At 70.9% G+C, this 19328-nt stretch carries 22 protein-coding genes; 7 read left to right on the top strand and 15 right to left on the bottom strand.

The window, feature by feature from the left end:
• Positions 1 to 55 precede the first annotated feature (55 nt).
• Positions 56 to 1312, top strand: a complete 1257-nt coding sequence (locus tag ACQVFL_RS31060) for an LOG family protein (protein ID WP_431728208.1) — start codon at positions 56 to 58, stop codon at positions 1310 to 1312.
• A 123-nt stretch (positions 1313 to 1435) separates the two neighbouring features.
• Here the strand turns inward: ACQVFL_RS31060 and fbaA are convergent, their stop codons facing one another.
• Both fbaA and ACQVFL_RS31050 read right to left on the bottom strand, forming a co-directional pair.
• Positions 1436 to 2461: a class II fructose-bisphosphate aldolase gene (gene fbaA / locus ACQVFL_RS31055; RefSeq protein WP_396696592.1), complete on the bottom strand. Its 1026-nt coding sequence runs from the start codon at positions 2459 to 2461 to the stop codon at positions 1436 to 1438.
• Between the two features lie 224 nt (positions 2462 to 2685).
• On the bottom strand, positions 2686 to 3069 hold the full coding sequence (locus tag ACQVFL_RS31050; protein WP_396696590.1) for a phage holin family protein: 384 nt from the start codon (positions 3067 to 3069) through the stop codon (positions 2686 to 2688).
• A 170-nt stretch (positions 3070 to 3239) separates the two neighbouring features.
• On the opposite strand from ACQVFL_RS31050, the gene ACQVFL_RS31045 reads away from it, so the two are divergent.
• Entirely contained in the window at positions 3240 to 3452 is a 213-nt protein-coding gene (locus tag ACQVFL_RS31045; protein ID WP_396696588.1) for a hypothetical protein, read from the top strand.
• A gap of 226 nt (positions 3453 to 3678) precedes the next feature.
• Positions 3679 to 4611, top strand: coding sequence for a DUF368 domain-containing protein (locus ACQVFL_RS31040; RefSeq protein ID WP_431728207.1), 933 nt, complete (start codon positions 3679 to 3681; stop codon positions 4609 to 4611).
• 51 nt (positions 4612 to 4662) lie between these two features.
• On the opposite strand, the gene ACQVFL_RS31035 is transcribed toward ACQVFL_RS31040, so the two are convergent.
• The 9 genes from ACQVFL_RS31035 to clpB all read right to left on the bottom strand — a co-directional run bounded on the left by ACQVFL_RS31035 (position 4663) and on the right by clpB (position 13315).
• Positions 4663 to 5040, bottom strand: coding sequence for an ArsR/SmtB family transcription factor (locus tag ACQVFL_RS31035; protein ID WP_007454255.1), 378 nt, complete (start codon positions 5038 to 5040; stop codon positions 4663 to 4665).
• A 57-nt stretch (positions 5041 to 5097) separates the two neighbouring features.
• On the bottom strand, positions 5098 to 5628 hold the full coding sequence (locus ACQVFL_RS31030) for an orotate phosphoribosyltransferase (RefSeq protein WP_131055681.1): 531 nt from the start codon (positions 5626 to 5628) through the stop codon (positions 5098 to 5100).
• A 169-nt stretch (positions 5629 to 5797) separates the two neighbouring features.
• Positions 5798 to 6607 (bottom strand): SDR family NAD(P)-dependent oxidoreductase, encoded by an 810-nt coding sequence (locus ACQVFL_RS31025; protein WP_431729919.1) that lies wholly within the window; start codon positions 6605 to 6607, stop codon positions 5798 to 5800.
• 8 nt (positions 6608 to 6615) lie between these two features.
• On the bottom strand, positions 6616 to 7317 hold the full coding sequence (locus ACQVFL_RS31020) for a hypothetical protein (protein ID WP_431728206.1): 702 nt from the start codon (positions 7315 to 7317) through the stop codon (positions 6616 to 6618).
• A 77-nt stretch (positions 7318 to 7394) separates the two neighbouring features.
• A complete protein-coding gene (locus tag ACQVFL_RS31015; RefSeq protein ID WP_431728205.1) occupies positions 7395 to 8189 on the bottom strand; it encodes a hypothetical protein in 795 nt (264 codons plus the stop codon).
• 214 nt (positions 8190 to 8403) lie between these two features.
• Entirely contained in the window at positions 8404 to 8997 is a 594-nt protein-coding gene (locus tag ACQVFL_RS31010) for a DUF4178 domain-containing protein (protein ID WP_431728204.1), read from the bottom strand.
• A gap of 70 nt (positions 8998 to 9067) precedes the next feature.
• Entirely contained in the window at positions 9068 to 10195 is a 1128-nt protein-coding gene (locus ACQVFL_RS31005; protein WP_431728203.1) for a hypothetical protein, read from the bottom strand.
• Positions 10196 to 10264: 69 nt separating this feature from the next.
• Positions 10265 to 10645, bottom strand: coding sequence for a hypothetical protein (locus tag ACQVFL_RS31000; protein ID WP_396696574.1), 381 nt, complete (start codon positions 10643 to 10645; stop codon positions 10265 to 10267).
• A gap of 78 nt (positions 10646 to 10723) precedes the next feature.
• Entirely contained in the window at positions 10724 to 13315 is a 2592-nt protein-coding gene (gene clpB, locus ACQVFL_RS30995) for an ATP-dependent chaperone ClpB (RefSeq protein WP_431728202.1), read from the bottom strand.
• 275 nt (positions 13316 to 13590) lie between these two features.
• Between clpB and ACQVFL_RS30990 the strand changes: the two genes are divergently transcribed.
• Positions 13591 to 13833 carry a winged helix-turn-helix domain-containing protein gene (locus ACQVFL_RS30990; protein ID WP_396696570.1) on the top strand — a complete coding sequence of 81 codons (243 nt, stop codon included), beginning with the start codon at positions 13591 to 13593 and terminating at the stop codon, positions 13831 to 13833.
• Positions 13834 to 13839: 6 nt separating this feature from the next.
• Here the strand turns inward: ACQVFL_RS30990 and ACQVFL_RS30985 are convergent, their stop codons facing one another.
• Positions 13840 to 14955, bottom strand: coding sequence for a hypothetical protein (locus ACQVFL_RS30985; protein WP_431728201.1), 1116 nt, complete (start codon positions 14953 to 14955; stop codon positions 13840 to 13842).
• 31 nt (positions 14956 to 14986) lie between these two features.
• On the opposite strand from ACQVFL_RS30985, the gene ACQVFL_RS30980 reads away from it, so the two are divergent.
• The 3 genes from ACQVFL_RS30980 to ACQVFL_RS30970 all read left to right on the top strand — a co-directional run bounded on the left by ACQVFL_RS30980 (position 14987) and on the right by ACQVFL_RS30970 (position 16971).
• Entirely contained in the window at positions 14987 to 15139 is a 153-nt protein-coding gene (locus ACQVFL_RS30980) for a hypothetical protein (protein WP_396696566.1), read from the top strand.
• A 7-nt stretch (positions 15140 to 15146) separates the two neighbouring features.
• Positions 15147 to 16355 (top strand): cation:proton antiporter, encoded by a 1209-nt coding sequence (locus ACQVFL_RS30975; RefSeq protein WP_431728200.1) that lies wholly within the window; start codon positions 15147 to 15149, stop codon positions 16353 to 16355.
• Between the two features lie 187 nt (positions 16356 to 16542).
• Positions 16543 to 16971, top strand: a complete 429-nt coding sequence (locus ACQVFL_RS30970; protein ID WP_396696562.1) for a hypothetical protein — start codon at positions 16543 to 16545, stop codon at positions 16969 to 16971.
• Between the two features lie 249 nt (positions 16972 to 17220).
• On the opposite strand, the gene ACQVFL_RS30965 is transcribed toward ACQVFL_RS30970, so the two are convergent.
• The 3 genes from ACQVFL_RS30965 to dnaJ all read right to left on the bottom strand — a co-directional run bounded on the left by ACQVFL_RS30965 (position 17221) and on the right by dnaJ (position 19296).
• Complete coding sequence (locus tag ACQVFL_RS30965; protein ID WP_396696560.1) at positions 17221 to 17493, bottom strand: hypothetical protein; 273 nt, start codon at positions 17491 to 17493, stop codon at positions 17221 to 17223.
• 158 nt (positions 17494 to 17651) lie between these two features.
• Positions 17652 to 18089 (bottom strand): heat shock protein transcriptional repressor HspR, encoded by a 438-nt coding sequence (locus ACQVFL_RS30960; protein WP_117228004.1) that lies wholly within the window; start codon positions 18087 to 18089, stop codon positions 17652 to 17654.
• Between the two features lie 28 nt (positions 18090 to 18117).
• Entirely contained in the window at positions 18118 to 19296 is a 1179-nt protein-coding gene (gene dnaJ, locus ACQVFL_RS30955) for a molecular chaperone DnaJ (protein WP_396696557.1), read from the bottom strand.
• Between the last annotated feature and the right edge of the window lie 32 nt (positions 19297 to 19328).

Here is a 19328-nt window from a genome sequence, read left to right as displayed (position 1 = left end):
CCCCCGGGCCGGGGGCAGCTCGGGCACGGTTGCGGCAACCGGGCAGGATGGCCGGGTGCCGACCCCACCCCCTGCGGACGTCATCGAGCCGCACACCTGGTTGAACGAGATCCAGACCCGGGCCGAACTCGACCGGCGGCTCGCCGACGGGACGCTGGTCGGGCTGACGGTCCAGGGGCTCCGGCTGGACCTGGAACCGATACCCGACCTCAGCGGCACCGAGGTCGCCGGAACCCTCTTCGTCGGCTGCCGCTTCGCCTCCCGGCAGGTCGGCGCCGACCTGGTCCGGCGGGGCGCGAACGTGGTGCCGCCCTTCTCCGGCCTGCCCTACCCGACCCAGCCACCGCACCTCTACACCCCCGAGGAACTGGCCGCCGGCTTCGCCGAGGGCGGCTTCGAGGCGATGTACGACAGCCGCGTGTACGCGCACTTCCGCGACCACGGCGGGGCACAGCCCGACGTACGCGAGGCGCTCGGTCAGCGACTGCACGACCACGGTGTGGACAACGCGCTGGCCGACGCCACCCGGGCCTGGTTGACCACGCACGGACCGCAGTCGGTCGTCGGCGTGATGGGCGGGCACGCGGTACGCCGGGGCAGCGCGCCGTACCGGACGGCCGCGGTGCTGGGCTGGGAGTTGGCGCGGGCTCACCGCCTGGTGGTGACCGGTGGCGGCCCGGGTGTGATGGAGGCCGCCAACCTGGGCGCGTACCTGTCGACCCGACCGGCCGAGGACCTGACCGCCGCCATCGACCTGCTCGCCACCGCACCCGACTTCACCGACCACGACCGTTACACGGCGGCGGCGCTGCGGGTCCGGGAACTGTACGGCCGCTCGGTCACGCCACCGGAGAACGACGCCGAGCCGGCCGTCGCGTACCGGGCCGACTCGGCCGCGCTGACCACCGGCGACCTGGACTGGGCCAACTGCGGCGGGCTCGCCGTGCCGACCTGGCTCTACGGTCACGAACCGGCGAACCTGTTCGCCGGCCGGATCGCCAAGTACTTCTCCAACGCCATCCGGGAGGACACCATCCTGCGGCTGGCCCGGGGCGGGATCGTCTTCGCGCCCGGCCGTGCGGGCACCGTGCAGGAGGTGTTCCAGGCGGCCACGAAGACCTACTACGGCACGGACGGGGCCAGCGGGGCGTACGTGTTCCTGGACCGCGCCTACTGGACCACGGAACTGCCGGTGGAGTCGCTGCTCAAGCCGTTGCTGGCGACCTCGCCCTTCGGTGACCTGTCCGGCACCGTGCACCTCACCGACGACGTGCACGAGGCGGTACGTCTGCTCCTGCGGTCGTCGTCGTAGGGGTTTTTTGAAGGAGGGGACCCCTACTATGCACGAGGCGTTAGTAAGGTGCCCTTCCTTACAACAGCGACGGCGGCCGGCTCCGGGGAGGAACCGGCCGCCGTCGGCGGCGACGTCAGGACGTCACTTGGTCATCGTGGTGCCGGTCGAGCGCAGGTGCTCGCAGGCCTCCGCGACCCGGGCGGCCATGCCGGCCTCGGCGGCCTTGCCCCACACCCGGGGGTCGTACAGCTTCTTGTTGCCGACCTCACCGTCGACCTTGAGCACGCCGTCGTAGTTGCGGAACATGTGGTCCGCCACCGGACGGGAGAAGGTGTACTGGGTGTCGGTGTCGATGTTCATCTTCACCACGCCGTAGTCCAGCGCCTCGCGGATCTCGGACAGCAGCGAGCCGGAACCGCCGTGGAAGACCAGGCTGAGCGGCTTGTCCTTGCCGTACTTGGCGCCGACTGCGTCCTGGATCTGCTTGAGCACCTCGGGCCGCAGCTTGACGTTGCCCGGCTTGTAGACGCCGTGCACGTTGCCGAAGGTCAGGGCGGCCATGTAGCGGCCTTTCTCCCCCAGGCCGAGCGCCTCGACCATGGCGAGACCGTCCTCGACGGTGGTGTAGAGCTTGTCGTTGATGGCGTTCTCGACGCCGTCCTCTTCACCGCCGACGACGCCGACCTCGATCTCCAGGACGATCTTGCCCTTGGCGGCCTCGGCGAGAAGCTGCTCGGCGATCTCCAGGTTCTCCGCGACCGGCACGGCCGAGCCGTCCCACATGTGCGACTGGAACAGCGGCTCCTGGCCGTTCTTGACCCGCTCCTGCGAGATGGCCATGAGCGGCCGGACGAACTTGTCCAGTTTGTCCTTCGGGCAGTGGTCGGTGTGCAGCGCGATGTTGACCGGGTACTTCTTGGCCACCTCGTGCGCGTACGCGGCGAACGCCACCGCGCCGGTGACCATGTCCTTCACGGACGGGCCGGAGAGGTACTCGGCGCCACCGGTGGAGACCTGGATGATGCCGTCGCTCTCCGCGTCGGCGAAGCCCTTGAGCGCCGCGTTGAGCGTCTGCGACGACGTCACGTTGATCGCCGGGTACGCGTACCGGCCGGCCTTGGCGCGGTCCAGCATCTCGGCGTAAGCCTCGGGGGAAGCGATGGGCATGTCGAACGCTCCTTACTTGCCGCTGACGGCCGTGCGGCCGCCGCTCTTCTTGCGCCGGCCGATCGGCCGCCTGTCGACGGTCGGCCGGGCAGCCGCGCGAAACTCCGTTGGCGGTCGGCCGGATGGCCGCCTGATCTCCATTGGTGCGCCGGACCGCGCTGTCCTACGCGGGAAGTATCCCGTAGCTGGACCGGCCCGGCACAACCGGCCCGGCGCCGGGCGGCTCACCGCCGGTCCGCGCGGTCCGGCACCACGACACTGATCAGCCAGGTGACCACCGCCATCACGATGGCTCCCCAGAAGGCGGGCCAGAAGCCGTCCACGTGGAACGGGAGGCGGAGGCTGCCGGCGATCCAGTCGGTCAGCAGGAACAACAGCGCGTTGACCACCAACGCGAACAGGCCCAGGGTCAACAGGTAGAAGACGCAGCCCACCACCTTGATCAACGGCTTGAGCACCGCGTTGACCACGCCGAAGATCAACGCCACGATCAGCAGGGTGAACACGGTGTCGTAGCCGGTCCGCCCGGTCACCTCGACCCCGGGCACGATCAACGTGGTGATCCACAGTGCGACGGCGGTCGTCACCAGCCGGATGAGGAAGCCCACGGGACCATCCTGGCATCGGGGCGACCCGCCGGTGGGGCGATTCGCCCGACTGGGCGGTACCTCCCGACGTACCCTTCGCCCCGCCGGACGGCGCGCGGGTTCCCAGCGCGACACCGGCCCAGCCCGTACCGTGGAGCGGGTACCGTCCACCGACATCCCGGAGGCACCGAATGGGCCAGCCCGGCGAGGACTTCGCCCCCGGCGACCACCTCAGCGCTGACGAACGCGACCTGGAGGCCGAGCCGGCCGACGCGGTCGAGCAGGCCACGGTGGTCGACCCTGCGGAGGTGGAGGACGAACCGCACCGGGGCCTGGAGGTCGACGACTGGGACGCCATGGAGCAGGCCCGGGTAGTAGCCCCCGACGAAGACGACTACCGCTGACCCCGCCCGTCGCCGCCGGTGGTCGGCTGCTCGGCCCGCCTTGGTCGACGGTGCTCCGCTGGGGCGTCGGCACGAGTTGGTCTTCGCGATCCTGGCGTGTGAATCCGAGCCGGTGGACCCCCGCCTCTGACGCCGCGAGGGTCTCCGTCGCGCCCCGGTAGCCTGGTCGGCCGTGGCGGGCGCCACTCGGGCGACCCGGGCGAGCGAGGCGGGAGACGGATTCTTAATGGCATTGGGCGAACGGGTAGGCCATGTCCTGCGCGGTGGGGCCATCGGCGTGGCGGAGGCCGTGCCGGGGGTCAGCGGTGGCACCATCGCGCTGGTCACCGGGGTGTACGAACGGCTGATCGTGTCCGCCGGCCACGTGGTGAACGCCGTCCGGTACGCGGCGTCGGACGTACCTCGGGGGCGTGGCTGGACGCGGGCGGGACACCAGATGCGGCAGGCCCACTGGGACGTGGTGATCCCGTTGATGATCGGGATGGTGCCCGGCCTGCTGCTCGCCGCGAAGCTGCTGGAGCCGTTACTGACCGGCTACCCCGAACACACCCGTGGCCTCTTCCTCGGCCTGGTGCTCGCCTCGGTGCTGGTGCCGGTCTCGATGGTCGGCAAGCCGTGGCGGCGGCGCGAGGTGGTCGGCCTGGTGATCGCCGCGGCGGTCGCATTCGCGCTCACCGGCCTGCCACAGGCCACCCTCGAACCACGCCCGATGATCCTGCTGGTCGCGGCGGCGGTGGCGGTCTGCGCGCTGGTGATGCCCGGCGTCTCCGGATCGTTCCTGCTGCTGACCGTCGGTCTCTATGAACCGACCATCGCCGCCCTCAACGACCGGGACTGGGGCTACCTGGCGATCTTCGCCACCGGCATGGTCATCGGCCTGTCGCTCTTCGTCAAGCTGCTCCAGTGGCTGCTGGACAAGCATCGCCGGATGACTCTGGCGGTGATGTCCGGCGCGCTGATCGGCAGCCTCCGCTCGCTGTGGCCATGGCAGTCCGAGGACCGGACCCTGCAGGCGCCCGGTGACGGCATCCTGGCCATCACCGCGCTGTTCCTGCTGGGCTTCGCCGTGGTCCTGGCCATGGTGATCGCCGAGCGGCGCCGGGTGAACCGGGCCGCCCAGGCGCTCACCGAGGCGTACGAGCCGACGCAGGTGCGCTGACGTCCACCGCTTGGTGGCTGCCCGGCTGGGCGGCCACCAAGCGGTTTCGGTTCAGCGAGCCTTCTTGGTGGCCCGCTTCCGCGGCGGAGTCAGCAGGTCGGCGATCGTCGCGATCGCGCTCGGGACCAGCCGGTAGTAGGCCCACACACCGCGCTTCTCCCGCTCCAGCAAGCCGGCCTCGGTGAGGATACGCAGGTGGTGGCTGACGGTCGGCTGGGAGAGTCCGAGCGGTGCGGTCAAGTCGCACACGCACGCCTCACCCTCGGGCGCCGACTGGATCAGGCTGAGCAGCCGCAGCCGGGCGGGGTCGGCAAGGGCCTTGAGGACCCCTGCCAGCCGCTCGGCGTCGGCGCGTTCGATCGGCTCGCCGGCAAGCGGCGAGATCTGAGGCATAGTCATTTCGGCCAACGCAGTTCCCACGTATTCCATCCTTCCACCAGCAGCATCGATCCGGCTGCATATCAGCAGATCCGAATCGGCAGACTTTTACGCCACAAGGCCGAGGTCAGCCAACGTATAGGCCGCCCGATAGGGCAATCCGGCGGCTCGCACCGCGTCGCCGGCACCACGATCAACGATAACCGCCACCCCCACCACGTCGGCCCCGGCCTCGCGAAGGGCCTCGACGGCGGTCATCACACTTCCGCCGGTGGTGGAGGTGTCCTCCACCGCCAGCACCCGACGTCCGGTCACGTCGGGGCCTTCGATTCGGCGTTGCAACCCGTGCGCCTTGCCCGCTTTCCGCACCACGAACGCGTCCAACGGACGGCCGGTCGCGTGCAGCATCGACATGGCGATCGGGTCGGCGCCCAATGTCAGGCCACCGACCGCGTCGTACGACCAGTCGGCGGTCAACTCCCGCATCACCCGACCGACCAAGGGGGCCGCCCGGTTATGGAGCGTGATGCGACGCAGATCGACGTACCAGTCAGCCTCCTGCCCGGAGGAGAGCACTACCCGGCCGTGGACCACAGCCAGGTCGGAGATGAATTTACGCAGGTCGTCGTGGTCCCCCATGGCGATAGAGGGTACTGCGCAAGTCTGTGTGCCGGGTGGACGGGCCACCCCGGGCAACCCTTCCGGGGGACAGATGAGTGGCGATGTCCGACTACGCTACGTCGATCGACGGTTCGGATCGAGTGATCTCGCGCTCGCCGCCGCCGCACCGGACGACGACGTGTCGCCGTCAACCGCGATCGCGGCCGATGCGCCCACGGGTGTCCCGGGCCACCCGGTCGAGCAATCCGCGTGGGGCGTGCCGCAGACCGGCGACGGCCAGTTTGTATTTCCACGATGGAACGCTGACCAACTTGCCTTTTCGCAGGTCACGTAAGGCTTCCGCGACCACGTCGGGCGCGGCGAGCCACAACCACTCGGGAGTTTTCGACATGTCGATGCCGGCTCGCTGGTGGAATTCGGTCCGGGTGTAGCCGGGACAGAGCGCCATCACGCGTACGCCGAAGGGGCGGGCGGACTGGCCGACGGACTCGCTGAAGTTCGTGACCCACGCCTTGCTGGCGGAGTACGTCGATCCCGGCATGATCGCACCGAAACCAGCGACGGAAGAGACATTTATCACTGCCCCATCTCGCCGTTCAGTCATCGTGCGCAGCGCAGCGAGTGTCAATCGCATCACCGCGTGCACGTTGAGCCGGAGCAGTCGGGTCTCGTCCTCAAGGCTCGACCTGAGGAACGGCTTGTTCAGACTGATCCCCGCGTTGTTGACCAGAAGCCCCACCGGCGGGGCGACGGCGAGCCGTCGCTCCACCTCGGCACAGCCGTCGTCGGTGGACAGGTCGGCCGGCACCGTCTCGGTCTCGACGCCGTACCGGCCGGTCAGCTCAGCGGCCTGCGCGGCGAGTCGCTCAGCGTCCCGGGCGACCAGCACCAGGTGCCATCCGTCGGAGGCGAGCCGATCGGCGAAGGCCGCTCCGATCCCCGCCGTCGCCCCGGTGATCAACGCCCATCGCGCGCTACTCGGCTGGTCGGGCGTCACTGGTCTGCTCACCTCGGCGGATACGGGGACGACGGCGGCGCCCCGGGCGGCGGATAGGTCTGGTGCGGCGCGACCGGCGGCGGATACGCGGACGGCTGGTGGTGCACGGGTGGGTACGACGGTGGCTGGGGGTGGTGCGGGGGCACCGGGCGGCGGCGGAACCAGGCGTTGGCGGACGGCATCGCCAGCAGTACGGCTACCACAAGGTAACCGAGCACCTGCGCGACCGAAAGAGTCGTGGTGATCGGAATCCACCACGACGGGTAGGCGTCCGCCACCAGGGCGACGAGTTCGGCGGCGGCCTGGTCGTCGCCGAAGTCCAAGGGGGTGGCGCGTTGGACCAGGAGGGTTCCGATGCCGCAGCAACCGAGGAGCATCCCGAGCCCGGCGACCACCCAGGTCGTCACCCGGGCGGCGGGCCGCCCGCCAGCCAGGGCCAGCGCGAGACCGGCGAGGAACAGGGCCGCGAACACGCTCAGCACGGCCGCTGCCACCACCGCGCTCCGCAGCAGGGTCACCATCGCGTCGACCTGGGTGGCGTCGGCCGACGTACCCACGGCCGCCGCGCGGAACCGGGACACCGTGCCGCCGACGATGCTCAGGCCGGCCACCGCGTACCCGAACGCACCCACCGCCATCACCGCCAGCACCACCACGGCCGTCACGACCACGGCCGGCCGGCGCGGCGGCGCCTGTTCGGGGTACGACACGACGAGTCCCTCCGGTAGGTGTTCGGGTTGCAACCTACTCGGAGGGACTGTCGCAGTCGCGCCTAACTCACCGGCGGTCAGTTCGGCCGGTCGGTGGGAGGCTGGGTACCAGGGTTGTCACCCGACCCACCGGCGGGCGGCTGACCGGGAGCGGGCGGGTAACCCGGCTCGGCCGACTGCGGCGGGGCACCCGGGTAACCCGGGTCGGCCGACTGCGGCGGGGTGCCCGGGTAGCCCGGTGCCTGCGGGTAGCCGGGCTGGCTCGGGTAGTTCCCGCCGGGCATCGGCGGCTCCCACTGCTGGGTCGGCTTGCGGAAGAACTCGTTCGCCTTCGGCAGCGCCAGCAGGATCAGCGCGGCCAGTAGCGCGAGCAGGCTGATCACACCGAGCAGGAGGCTGATCGGGGTGACCCAGCCGGGCAGTGCCTCCTCCAGCCGGCGCTGCACCTCGTCGGCGCTCGGCATGTCGCCGCTGGTCTCGCCGCCGGGCATGCTCATGCCGCCGGCCAGCCCGCTGAGCAGGCTGAACCCGGTGCAGCAGAACATGATGCCGCCGACGACCCAGGTGGCGATCCGGGCACCGTTCTTTCCGCGCAGGTTCAGCAGGCCCAGGCCGACCAGCGCAAGCGCCACGACGAGCAGGAAGATGGCGGTGGCGACGCCGAAGACGACGGCGACGTCGGCGAGGTTCTCCGCTCCTTCGACGCTCGTGCCGCGGTATGCCTCGTCCATCACGTCGCGGACCGTGCCGATCGTGGCCACCGTGACGATCACGCTGATCAGTTGGCAGATCGCGAAGAGCAACAGCAAGTAGGTGGATATCGTCACCACACCCGGCCGCTGCCGGACCGGGGTGTTCTGCGGGTCGACCATCTTTCTCCCTCCGTGGAACGCGACTCACCGTATCGGCAACAGGCCAACCCGGCACGACACGACGCCGTCTGGACGGCGCGTCCCCCTCCTCAGCGCCGGATCGGCGCTGAGCAGGTGATCGAGCGCACCACCCGACCGGCTCGGAAGCGGTGTACCCAGATCCGCTCTCGGTGATGTCGTCCCGCGCCACTGTCGAGCTGAACCGGATGTGCTCTCACGATCCGCGCCCCTGCGGGTACACCGTGACGTCGCCCGGATCCAGTCGGCGGCCGAGAGCGATCTCCCAGCCCGCCTCGCCGTACGCCTCGAAGGTGAGCCGCGCGCCGCCCGCCGCCCGGTAGTCGTGGTAGCGCATCGTCCCGCTCGGGTCGAGCCCGGTCAGCCCGGTCGCGGTGTAGCGGGCCTGGCCGGACTCGTGCCAGTCGTACCGTCGTCCGGCGGCGTCGACGGCCGGGGCACCGACGGTCCGCACCCGCCCCGGCTGGGGCTCCCAGAGCACCATCTCGAACTCCGGGTTCTCGGCCACCGACAGCCGGCACCGACCGCTGTCGTCGTCGAACAGGTGCTCGGCCCAGCGCCAGTCCCCTTCGACCAGCCGGATCGACCCGCGTACCCGGTAGGACAGGTCACCGACCTCGACGATGTCGCCGACCTGGATGCGACGCGGGTCGGTCGGCGGCCCGTCGGCGGCGCGGGGCGCGGCCGACGGCCGACGCCGGGCCCGCCGCCCCGCCACGACCACGACGACGGCGACCGCCACCAGCAGGCACCCGAGCGCGATCACCAGGTACGCCGACACGTCATCCACCCGTCACCTCCCCAGGTACGTCGTGAAGACGGTAACCGTGACCGGGCCGGTCGGAGTCACGGGCGGTCGCTTATCGCCCGTTCCCGCCCGGATCCGGAGCCGATCGACCGTCCCGGTCGGCGTCATCCGGGTCAGCGGCCGACGAGGCAGGCGATTCGTCCGACAGCGCGGACAGCTCCCCGGTGGGTGCGGACTGCTCAGCCTGCGGCCCGGACTGCTCGGCCTGCGGTGCGGCGGGCTGGCCGGGTACCGGCTGAACGGGGTGACCGAACGGCGGCGGGTGACCCGGCGGCACGAAGGCACCGGGTGGCATCGGGTAGCCGGGCGGGACCGGATAGCCAGTGGGTACGGGATAGCCGGTAGGCAGCGGGTAGCCGGGCGGGACGGGGTAGCCAGTGGGTACGGGATAGCCGGTAGGCAGCGGGTAGCCGGGCGGGACGGGGTAGCCCGGCGGAACCGGATAACCGGGGACGGGGTAGTAGGGCGACGTCGGGAGGGGGTAGCCGGCGAGGTAGGCGTTCGGGATGTCGCCTCCGCCGGTCAGTGGCACGGCCGGCTCGGCCTTCGGCACGAACCAGCGGTTGGCCGGCGGAATCGCCAACAGCAGCACGACCACCACGGTGAGGGCCAGCACCGTCAGCACACCGAGACCGGCCAGCGGGAAGAACACCATCTCGAAGGTGCGCGGCTCGCCGTACAGCACCTCGAAGAACTCCGACTCCTGCCAGAACTGGTCGTCCGGCGGCGGAGTGTCCCCGACGTAGGGCTCGTCGATGGCCGCGAACGCGATGAACGGGACGAAGAAGACGCCGGCGCACGCCTGGAAGAAGCAGAGCAGCAACTCGGCACCGCCAGCCGCGAAGACCATCACCCGGGCGACGTTGCTGCCCCGGCGTACGCCGACGGCGGTCAGCGCCATCCAGAGCCCCACGGCCAGCGCGGGGAGGCCGAGGACCAGCGACATGCTGACGTTGCTGATCCGCTCGGCGCGTACCTCGACGGGGTCGGCATCGGGCACCTGGCGTGCCGCCCGGTCGATCGCGGCATCCCACTGGAACGCCTCGACGACCACCAGCGCCACGAGTCCGAACAGGATCAGCGCGATGGTGAGCTGCAACCAGAATGCGGCGGTGACGGTGCCGGGGCGGGGTGGGCGAGGCGGAGGTACGGCGGCCGAATCCTCGGCGGTCGCGGTCATGGCACGGAGCGTAGGAGGACCGGACAAGGTCCGGCAGCACCGATCGGACGGACCCGACCGGCCGTCGGATCAGTGATCGTCGAGTCGTCGGGCGGCGTACTCGGCCACCGTGGTGCGGTCCAGCACGCAACCGACGGCGGTGTCCACCTCCGCCGGATCGGAGCGCAGCCCGGTCCAGGCCGCCCGTCCGGCCACCGGGTCGAGCTGTTCGAGCAGCGTGGCGGCGTACACCCGGGCCGCCGGGGAGCCGGTGGTGAGCAGGCGGTCGAGCTGCTCGCGTACTTCGTCGGGGTGCTCAGCCGCGACTGCTGCGACGCGCTGGTATGCCTCGGTCTCCGGCAGCGTCGCGCCTGCGATCCCGACCCCGCCGAACGCGACGCGGCCGGCGTCGGCGAGTGCCGTGACGGCAGCAGTCAGCTCCGGGTCCTTCTTACGCCCGATCCCGAACATGTCTCCATCCTCACCCGACCGGCCCGCCGCCGCCCGCCGAGGCGGGGCGGCGGCGGAGGTCCGACGTCGTGGGTACGGTCAGGCGGCGCTCACCGACAGGCCGTCCTTGGTGTCGGCGAGTTCCACCCGCACCGTGTCGCCGTCCCGGATCTGGCCGGCGAGCAGCGCCTTCGCGAGTTGGTCGCCGATCGCCGACTGGACCAGTCGACGCAGCGGCCGGGCGCCGTAGATCGGGTCGTACCCGTGCTCGGCGAGCCAGCCCCGCGCGGCGTCGGTGACGTCCAGCGACAGTCGGCGGTCGACCAGCCGCTTGCGCAGCCGGGCCAACTGGATGTCCACGATGGAGCGCAGGTCGTCGCCCTGGAGTGCGGCGAAGACCACGATGTCGTCGAGCCGGTTGAGGAACTCCGGCTTGAAGTGCGATCGGACCACCGCGAGGACGCCCTCCCGGCGCTGCTCCTCGGCGAGCGTCAGGTCGCTGATCACCGCCGACCCGAGGTTCGAGGTGAGGATCAGGATCGCGTTGCGGAAGTCGACGGTACGACCCTGACCGTCGGTGAGCCGACCGTCGTCGAGCACCTGGAGCAGGATGTCGAAGACGTCCGGGTGGGCCTTCTCCACCTCGTCGAGCAGGATCACCGAGTACGGCCGACGACGCACCGCCTCGGTGAGCTGGCCGCCCTCCTCGTAGCCGACGTAGCCGGGCGGAGCGCCGACCAGACGGGCCACCGAGTGCTTCTCGCCGTACTCGCTCATGTCGATGCGGACCATCGCCCGCTCGTCGTCGAAGAGGAACTCGGCGAGCGCCTTGGCCAGCTCGGTCTTGCCCACACCTGTGGGGCCGAGGAAGAGGAAGCTGCCGGTCGGGCGGTCCGGGTCGGCGACACCGGCACGGGCCCGGCGTACCGCGTCGGAGACCGCGCCGACCGCCTCGGCCTGGCCGACGACGCGCTCGCGCAGCGACTCCTCCATCCGGAGCAGCTTGGCGGTCTCGCCTTCCAGCAGCCGACCGGCGGGGATGCCGGTCCAGGAGGCGACGACCGCGGCGATGTCGTCCGCGCTCACCTCCTCCTTGAGCATCGCGCCCGCGGACTGCAACCGGGCCAGTTCCTCCTCGGCCTTGGTCAGCTCGGCCTGGAGTGCAGGGATGCGCCCGTAACGCAGCTCGGCGGCGCGTTCCAGCTCGCCGTCGCGCTCGGCCCGCTCGGCCTCGCCACCCAGCCGCTCCAACTCCTCCTTGGCGGTGGAGAGCTTGGTGATGTGGCTCTTCTCCAGGTGCCAGCGCTCGGAGAGCGCGGTGAGCTGCTCCCGCTTGTCGGCCAGCTCCTTGCGCAACCGCTCCAGGCGTTCGGCGGAGGCGGCGTCCGGCTCCTTGGCCAGCGCCATCTCCTCGATCTCCAGTCGGCGGACCGCCCGCTCGATCTCGTCCACCTCGACCGGCCGGGAGTCGATCTCCATCCGGAGCCGGGACGCGGACTCGTCGACCAGGTCGATCGCCTTGTCCGGCAGGAACCGGTCGGTGATGTAGCGGTCGGAGAGCGCGGCGGCGGCGACCAGGGCGGCGTCGGTGATGCGTACGCCGTGGTGGACCTCGTAGCGTTCCTTCAGCCCGCGCAGGATGCCGATGGTGTCCTCGACGGTGGGCTCGCCGACCAGCACCGGCTGGAAGCGCCGTTCCAGGGCCGGGTCCTTCTCGATGTGCTCGCGGTACTCGTCCAGCGTGGTCGCGCCGACCATCCGCAGCTCGCCCCGGGCCAGCATCGGCTTGAGCATGTTGCCGGCGTCCATCGAGCCCTCGCCCTTGCCCGCGCCGACCACCGTGTGCAGCTCGTCGAGGAACGTGATGACCTGCCCGTCGGAGTTCTTGATCTCCTCCAGGACGGACTTGAGCCGCTCCTCGAACTGACCCCGGTACTGCGCACCGGCGACCATCGCGCCGAGGTCGAGCGAGACGAGCTTCTTGTCCCGCAGCGACTCGGGTACGTCACCGGCGACGATCCGCTGGGCCAGGCCCTCGACGATCGCGGTCTTGCCGACACCGGGCTCGCCGATCAGCACCGGGTTGTTCTTGGTACGCCGGGACAGCACCTGGATCACCCGGCGGATCTCGGAGTCCCGCCCGATCACCGGGTCGATCTTGCCGTCCCGCGCGCTGGCGGTCAGGTCGACGCCGTACTTGGCCAGCGCCTGGTAGGTCTGCTCCGGGTCGGCGGTGGTCACCCGGCGGTCCCCGCCACGCACCGTGGGGAACGCGGCGACCAGGGTCTCCTCGGTGGCACCGGCGGACTTGAGCGCACCGGAGACGGCACCGCCGACCCGGGCCAGCCCGGCCAGCAGGTGTTCGGTGGAGGTGTACTCGTCGCCGAGCGGCCGGGCGATCTGCTCGGCGGCCCCGATGGCGTTGACGAACTCGCGGGCCAGGGTGGGCTCCGCGATGCTGGAGCCGCGCGCGGCGGGCAGCGCGTCGAGGGCCCGCTGTGCGGCCCGGCGCAGCTCGGCGGGGTCGGCCCCGACGGCGCGCAGCAGGCCCGCAGCGGTCGAACCCTCGGTGTCCAGCAGCGACAGCAGCAGGTGCCACGGCTCCACGGTGGCGTGCCCGCGCTGGTTGGCCAGGGCGACGGCACCGGTGATGGTCTCGCGGCTCTTGGTGGTGAGGCGTTCGGTGTTCATGGGCTCCCCTGGATCGGTGTGTCCACTGGTACCGACAGAACCAGAGTTGAGCCTATTCCGCTCAACCCTAGGGGTGTGACATACGCCACTCCTCAGCCCGGTGGGCGCCGGGCGCTGCTCACGTCCTGAACCGCCGCCGCTGGGCAACGTGTGCCGGGAGCACTGTCGAGCTGAACCGTCTGTGCCGTCAACGCGGCGTCTTCGTGACCGACAAAACAGTAGGTCCTGGGACGGGATGCCCTTGGAGGGATCGGCGCCTACCAGGAGTTGCTGCCATGCCCCGAGTTTCCGACCGCCAGCGCATCGCACAGGACATCCGAGACAAGATCCGCTCTGGGGACTACTCGCCCGGAGCCAAGTTGCCGTCCCTGCGTGAGATGACCGCGCACTACGGCGTCTCGGCAGAACCCGTACGGTCCGCCCTCCTGATTCTGCAGGCCGAGGGCCTGATCGAAGGCCACCAGGGCAAGGGCACGTACGTCCGCAAGCCATCCGAGCAGGACCCGAGCGTTTCCTGACGCCGGTCACTCCGTCTCGATGGTCACCGCAGTCCAGACGTGGTCGCCGATGAAGCCCGTGCCGAGCAGGACGCCCTCCGGCCCTGTGGCGAAGGCCGTGCCGTCGGGCAGCATCCGCAGGTGATGTTCGTCGGTCAGCGGCCAGGGCAGATCGACGTACTGGCCGCCGACCAGCGCGCCCGCACCTCGCGGGCTGAGCACCGCCACCACTCCGTCACTCAGCGGGACGGCCTGTCCCGTCTCCGGGCACCCCTCGGCAGACACCTTCTCCCAGGCGGGACCATGCCGCCACAATGCCGGAAACCCGATGCGATCGGGCCGCTCGCCGACCAGCCACAGAGCACTCTGTACGCGCACCACCCGGAGCACACCCACTGCACCGTCGGACTCCACCGAGGTCGGCCGCCAACTCCGTCCCTCGTCGATGGAGATCGCCGCGTACGGTCGGCCGTCATCGTCGGCTCCGGCGGCCACCAACGGCCCTGAGTTTTCCTTACTGTTGAACTGCCAGTCAGTCTCCACCACCGATTGCACCACTGGCAGCTTCGGCTGGACAGGCAGCGGGCGGAGTGTGCGTCCCGTCCAGCGGCCGACCTTTCCCGAGCTCTCGATGAGCTGGAAGCGACCCTGGGCCGCCTGCCACTCCCGGGGCGGGGCCTCACCGGGGGTGTGCCGGAAGGTGTCTCCGCGATCGGTGGACGTCCACCACCCGACCTTCGGGGCGTACAGGGCCAGGATGCCTTCGGCGGTGTAGAGCTGCCGGACGTCGCCGTCCCGCTGCTGGGTGGTGTCCGGCTGCGGGTGGCGCAGTTGCTGCCAGGACCGGCCGCCGTCGCGGGTCGACCAGAGCAGGGCCGGGCAGTCCCGACCGGGCGTCTGGTCGTCGCAGGAGGCGAAGAGGGCGTATCCGTTCTCGGCGTCGACGAACTCGATGACCGGCTGGGCGTACCGCTGCGGGACGGCCAGACGGGTGGTGCGAGTCTCCGCGACCCGCGCCGGAGCGGGGGTGACCTGCGAGGGTTCGGGGGCTGGGGCGCTGCGCCGGATGTCCCCGATCGAGCATCCCGCCAGCAGCGTGAACACCGGGAGAACGGCCAGGCAACGAGTTCGTCGGGCGGTCATGCGGCCTCCGTCGCGAGAGTAGCCTGAGCCCGTGCGAGCACGCGTCGAACAGACCGCTCAACCGAGCACCGGCGTACGCCACGACATGATGACGGAATTCGGCCGCCCGTTGGGGGCACCCTCCCGCCGCAGGGACGTCCTCGGCGCGTCCCGGTCGCCCGCCGTACGCGCACCGGCCGCCTGAGCCTCGGATGCACGACTTCACCAACCTGCTGATCCAGGTCGGCGCGCTGCTGTTCCTGCTCGGGCTGCTCGGTCGGCTCGGCCGGCGGATCGGGCTGTCGCCGATTCCGCTCTACCTGCTGGCCGGTCTGGTCCTCGGCCACGGCGGCGTGCTGGAGTTGCACGCCAGCGAGGAGTTCTTCGCGATCGGCGCGGAGATCGGCGTGATCCTGCTACTGCTGATGCTCGGCCTGGAGTACTCGGCCGACGAACTGGTCGGCAACCTGCGGTCGGCCGCACCGGCCGGGGCGCTCGACGCGGTGCTCAACGCGCTGCCGGGTGCGGCGTTCGCGCTGCTGCTCGGCTGGGGCTGGGTGGCGGCGGTGGTGCTCGGCGGGATCACCTGGATCTCGTCCTCCGGCGTGATCGCCAAGATCCTGTCCGACCTGGGCCGCCTCGGCAACCGGGAGACGCCGGTGGTCCTGTCGGTGCTGGTGGTCGAGGATCTCGCGATGGCGTTCTATCTGCCACTGGTGACCGCGTTGCTGGCCGGGGTCGGGCTGGTCAAGGGTGGGGTCGCGCTCGGCGTCGCCGTCCTGACGGTGGTCGTCGTGCTGGTGGTGGCGCTCCGATACGGGGATCTCGTCTCCCGGGCCATGTCCGTCGACCACCCCGAGTCGCTGCTGCTGGGCGTGCTCGGCCTGACCCTGCTGGTCGCCGGGGTCGCCGCGAAACTCCAGGTGTCGGCGGCGGTCGGTGCCTTCCTGGTCGGCATCGCGCTCTCCGGGCCGGTGGCCCACCACGCCACCGAACTGCTGACGCCCCTGCGGGACCTCTTCGCCGCCGTCTTCTTCGTCTTCTTCGGGCTCGCCACCGACCCTCGGCACATCCCGCCGGTGCTGCTGCCCGCGGTACTGCTCGCGCTGGTCACCATCGCCACCAAGACGTCGACCGGCTACCTGGCCGCGAGGCGGGTCGGCATCACCGAACCGGGACGGTGGCGGGCCGGGTTGACCCTGGTGCCGCGAGGGGAGTTCTCCATCGTCATCGCCGGCCTCGCGGTGAGCGCCGGCAGCGTTTCGCCGAAACTGGCCGCTTTGGCCGCCACGTACGTATTGATCACGGTGGTGACCGGGCCCATGCTGGCCCGACTGCCCGACGCCGTCTGGTTCAAGCGCTGGTCGCGGCGACGGGCGGCAGCGCAGGCAGCCGGGGCGGGAACCCCGGATAGACCATGACCGGTGACCATGACCTGACTGAAAGTGATCGTCGGCCGTCCGGGCCACCCCGGCCAGGCAACCGATGCCGAATTGCTTTCCGTAGGGGCTACCCGTACTCACGGGTACCGCGTTACCGTTTCGCCCCAGCAGCCGGGGTTCGCGGGGGGCGGACGCCTCGGCGCCGACGCGAGTAGAAGGTTGGCCGGTGAGCGTGCAGGAATCAACGTTCCACGGCTTCGCCAACCCCGTCGACCCGAGTCCGGCGGAGTTGCGATCGTGGGCGTACCAGCCCGACTCGGTGCCGTTGACGTCCATGCCACCCGACTGGGACCTGCTCGTCTCCGGCGACCGCCTGATCATGACGTTGTTCGACCTGGCGATGGACGCGCACTGCCCGGCCCGCAGGTTCGCGCTGCACTGCCTCTACATCTACGCCGCCGACGGGATCCGGACGAACTTCCGGGCCCACCCGAAGCGACGCTTCCGCAAACTGGTCGACCAGGCCGAGCGCAACGGCGACGAGATGATGCGCACCTGGGCGCACAACAGCCGGGTGCTGCTGTCCCGGCCGGAGCTGTTCGTGTATCGCGAGTGGTGCGAGGGTGGGTTGGTGCGCGAGGGGCGGCGGCTTTAGCGCTTGCTGTGGGGGGTGTGGCCCTACCGTGCCCGGCTCCGGGCGGTCAGGCTTGATCCCTGCGCCGGGCACGGTAGGGCCACACCTGACTGGCGGACGTGTCGTCGCCTGCCGGCCTCGGGAGGGTTGACGTCTGTCGGGGGGCCGGGCGGGGGTGCCGCTTGCGGTAGGCGAAGTGCCGTTACGTGCGGTGGGACGGGGACGGGCCGGGAACCCCCGTGACTCCCGGCCCGTACGTCTTGTTGATCCTCAGCGGGGTTGGCCGCCGTGTTCCCGGCGGTGCTGGTCGGTCCGTACCCGGCCGGCGCCGTGACCGGCTCGTCCCTGACCCGGGCCGGCGGACCGGCCGTCCGACGGGGCCGGGCCGGAGGATCGGGCCCCCTGGCCACTGAACCGGCCGCTGCGGATCTGGTCGGCGAAGCGCCCCTTGGTGATCCGGTCGAACCTCCGTTGGACGTTCTCGGACAACCGGTCGAGCCGACGTTCCGCCTGTTCGGCCACCTTCTTCGCCGCGTCCGTCATGGCTCCCCCCGCCAGCGTAGAAGTCCGAATTGAGTTGTTTGAACCTGATTTTCAGGGTAGCGGAGACGGGCGCGGGACGGGGTGGATTCGGCGGGTCCGGCCTGCGGACACGAGACGGCCCCGGCGCGGTCTTCACCGCACCGGGGCCGGATCGATCGTCAGCGGCCGGGGCTGCGTCGGGGACGCCAGACCACCAGCGCCGTCGAGGTCTGGTTGGTCGGCACCAGGTCACGCCCGGGGAAGCGGGCCAGCGACTCCAGCTCGGCGATCCGGCGGTACGCGGCCTCCAGCTCGGCCTCCAACTGGGCGACCCGCTGCTGTGCCTGCTCGAACAGCCGCTCCAAGCCGATGATCCGCTTGATCCCGGCCAGGTTCACGCCGTCGTCCTGGCTGAGCCGCTGCACCTCGCGCAGCAGGACCACGTCCCGCACGCTGTAGCGGCGACCGCCCCCGGCCGCCCGGCCGGCCTGCACCAGGCCCAGCCGGTCGTACTGCCGCAACGTCTGCGGGTGCATCCCCGCCATCCGCGCCGCGACCGAGATCATCAGCACCTTGGCCTCGTAGGTGGGGTCATCCGAACCGACGAATCCGTCCATCCCGTTCACCTCCGCACCGGTTCACCGATCATCCGCTCCGACGCACCCGCGCGTCGAGATGTTCCCGCGCCGCCGGCGAGGTCTGCGCGGCGAACGTCTCCAGGGCCGCGCGCGCCTCGTCGGAGACCCGGGCCGGCACCACCACGTCGAGCGTGACGAGCAGGTCCCCGGTCTGGCCGTCCCGACGGCTCACACCCTTGCCCCGGGCCCGCAGGATCCGCCCGCTCGGCGTACCCGCCGGCACCCGCAGGGTCACCGCGCCGTCGAGCGTCGGCACCCGCAGATCGGTGCCGAGCACCGCCTCGGCGAAGGTGATCGGCACGGTCAGCGTGAGGTCGTCGCCGGAGCGCCCGAACAGGTCGTCCGGCCGCACCTTGACGTGCACGAACAGGTCACCCGCCGGGCCGCCACGCTCGCCCGGCTCGCCCCGGCCCGCCAGTCGGATCCGCTGCCCGTCGGCCACCCCGGCCGGGAAACGGACGTTGAGCGTACGGGCCTTGGTCACCCCGCCCGTGCCCTGGCACTCGGGGCACTTCTCGTCGACCACGGTCCCGGCGCTCTGGCAGTTGCGGCAGGGCTCGGCGAGGCTGAACGAACCCTGGTTCCGGTGGGTCACCCCGGCACCGTGGCAGACCGGGCAGGTCCTCGGCACCGTGCCCGGCTTCGCACCGTTGCCGTGGCAGGTGTCGCAAACCCCGGGTGCCCGCAGCGTCAGCGGCAGGGTCACCCCGCGTACGGCGTCGTCGAAGTCGAGCGCCACCTCGGTCTCGATGTCGCGACCCCGGGCCGGACCGGTGGCACCTCCACCACCCGCGCCGCCCGAAAAGATCGAGCTGAACAGGTCCGAGATGCCGCCCCCGGCGAACCGGCCACCACCGGCCGACTGCGCGCTGCCGAACAGGTCGGAGACGTCGAACGGCATGCCACCGGGTTGGCCACCCGGGCGGGCGCCGCGCCGGAACGCGCCCGAGCCGAACAGCGAGCGCATCTCGTCGTACTCGCGGCGCTTGGCGTCGTCACCGAGCACCGCGTACGCCTCGGAGACCGACTTGAAGCGCTCCTCGGCCTTGGGGTCGCCCGGGTTGTGGTCCGGGTGCGACTCCCGGGCGAGTTTCCGGTACACCTTCTTGATCTCGTCAGCGGAGGCGGTCTTCGCCACGCCCAGGACCGCGTAGTAGTCCTTCTCGATCCAGTCCTTGGAACTCAACCGTCCACCTCCTCCCCACCTCCGGCTCCGGG

It is taken from the genome of Verrucosispora sp. TAA-831 (assembly GCF_050780145.1).
In the GTDB taxonomy this organism is placed as follows: Bacteria; Actinomycetota; Actinomycetes; order Mycobacteriales; family Micromonosporaceae; genus Micromonospora.
Note: the sequence above shows the minus strand (reverse complement) of the source record. Positions and strands in the feature narration are given on the sequence as shown.

What these genes read in the sequence shown, in the direction of transcription:
- fbaA (WP_396696592.1), bottom strand. Translation starts at nt 2,461, where the DNA reads ATGCCCATCGCTTCCCCCGAGGCTTACGCCGAGATGCTGGACCGCGCC.
- ACQVFL_RS31045 (WP_396696588.1), top strand. Translation starts at nt 3,240, where the DNA reads ATGGGCCAGCCCGGCGAGGACTTCGCCCCCGGCGACCACCTCAGCGCT.
- ACQVFL_RS31040 (WP_431728207.1), top strand. Translation starts at nt 3,679, where the DNA reads ATGGCATTGGGCGAACGGGTAGGCCATGTCCTGCGCGGTGGGGCCATC.
- ACQVFL_RS31035 (WP_007454255.1), bottom strand. Translation starts at nt 5,040, where the DNA reads ATGGAATACGTGGGAACTGCGTTGGCCGAAATGACTATGCCTCAGATC.
- ACQVFL_RS31030 (WP_131055681.1), bottom strand. Translation starts at nt 5,628, where the DNA reads ATGGGGGACCACGACGACCTGCGTAAATTCATCTCCGACCTGGCTGTG.
- ACQVFL_RS31015 (WP_431728205.1), bottom strand. Translation starts at nt 8,189, where the DNA reads ATGGTCGACCCGCAGAACACCCCGGTCCGGCAGCGGCCGGGTGTGGTG.
- ACQVFL_RS31005 (WP_431728203.1), bottom strand. Translation starts at nt 10,195, where the DNA reads ATGACCGCGACCGCCGAGGATTCGGCCGCCGTACCTCCGCCTCGCCCA.
- ACQVFL_RS31000 (WP_396696574.1), bottom strand. Translation starts at nt 10,645, where the DNA reads ATGTTCGGGATCGGGCGTAAGAAGGACCCGGAGCTGACTGCTGCCGTC.
- clpB (WP_431728202.1), bottom strand. Translation starts at nt 13,315, where the DNA reads ATGAACACCGAACGCCTCACCACCAAGAGCCGCGAGACCATCACCGGT.
- ACQVFL_RS30990 (WP_396696570.1), top strand. Translation starts at nt 13,591, where the DNA reads ATGCCCCGAGTTTCCGACCGCCAGCGCATCGCACAGGACATCCGAGAC.
- ACQVFL_RS30985 (WP_431728201.1), bottom strand. Translation starts at nt 14,955, where the DNA reads ATGACCGCCCGACGAACTCGTTGCCTGGCCGTTCTCCCGGTGTTCACG.
- ACQVFL_RS30975 (WP_431728200.1), top strand. Translation starts at nt 15,147, where the DNA reads ATGCACGACTTCACCAACCTGCTGATCCAGGTCGGCGCGCTGCTGTTC.
- ACQVFL_RS30965 (WP_396696560.1), bottom strand. Translation starts at nt 17,493, where the DNA reads ATGACGGACGCGGCGAAGAAGGTGGCCGAACAGGCGGAACGTCGGCTC.
- ACQVFL_RS30960 (WP_117228004.1), bottom strand. Translation starts at nt 18,089, where the DNA reads ATGGACGGATTCGTCGGTTCGGATGACCCCACCTACGAGGCCAAGGTG.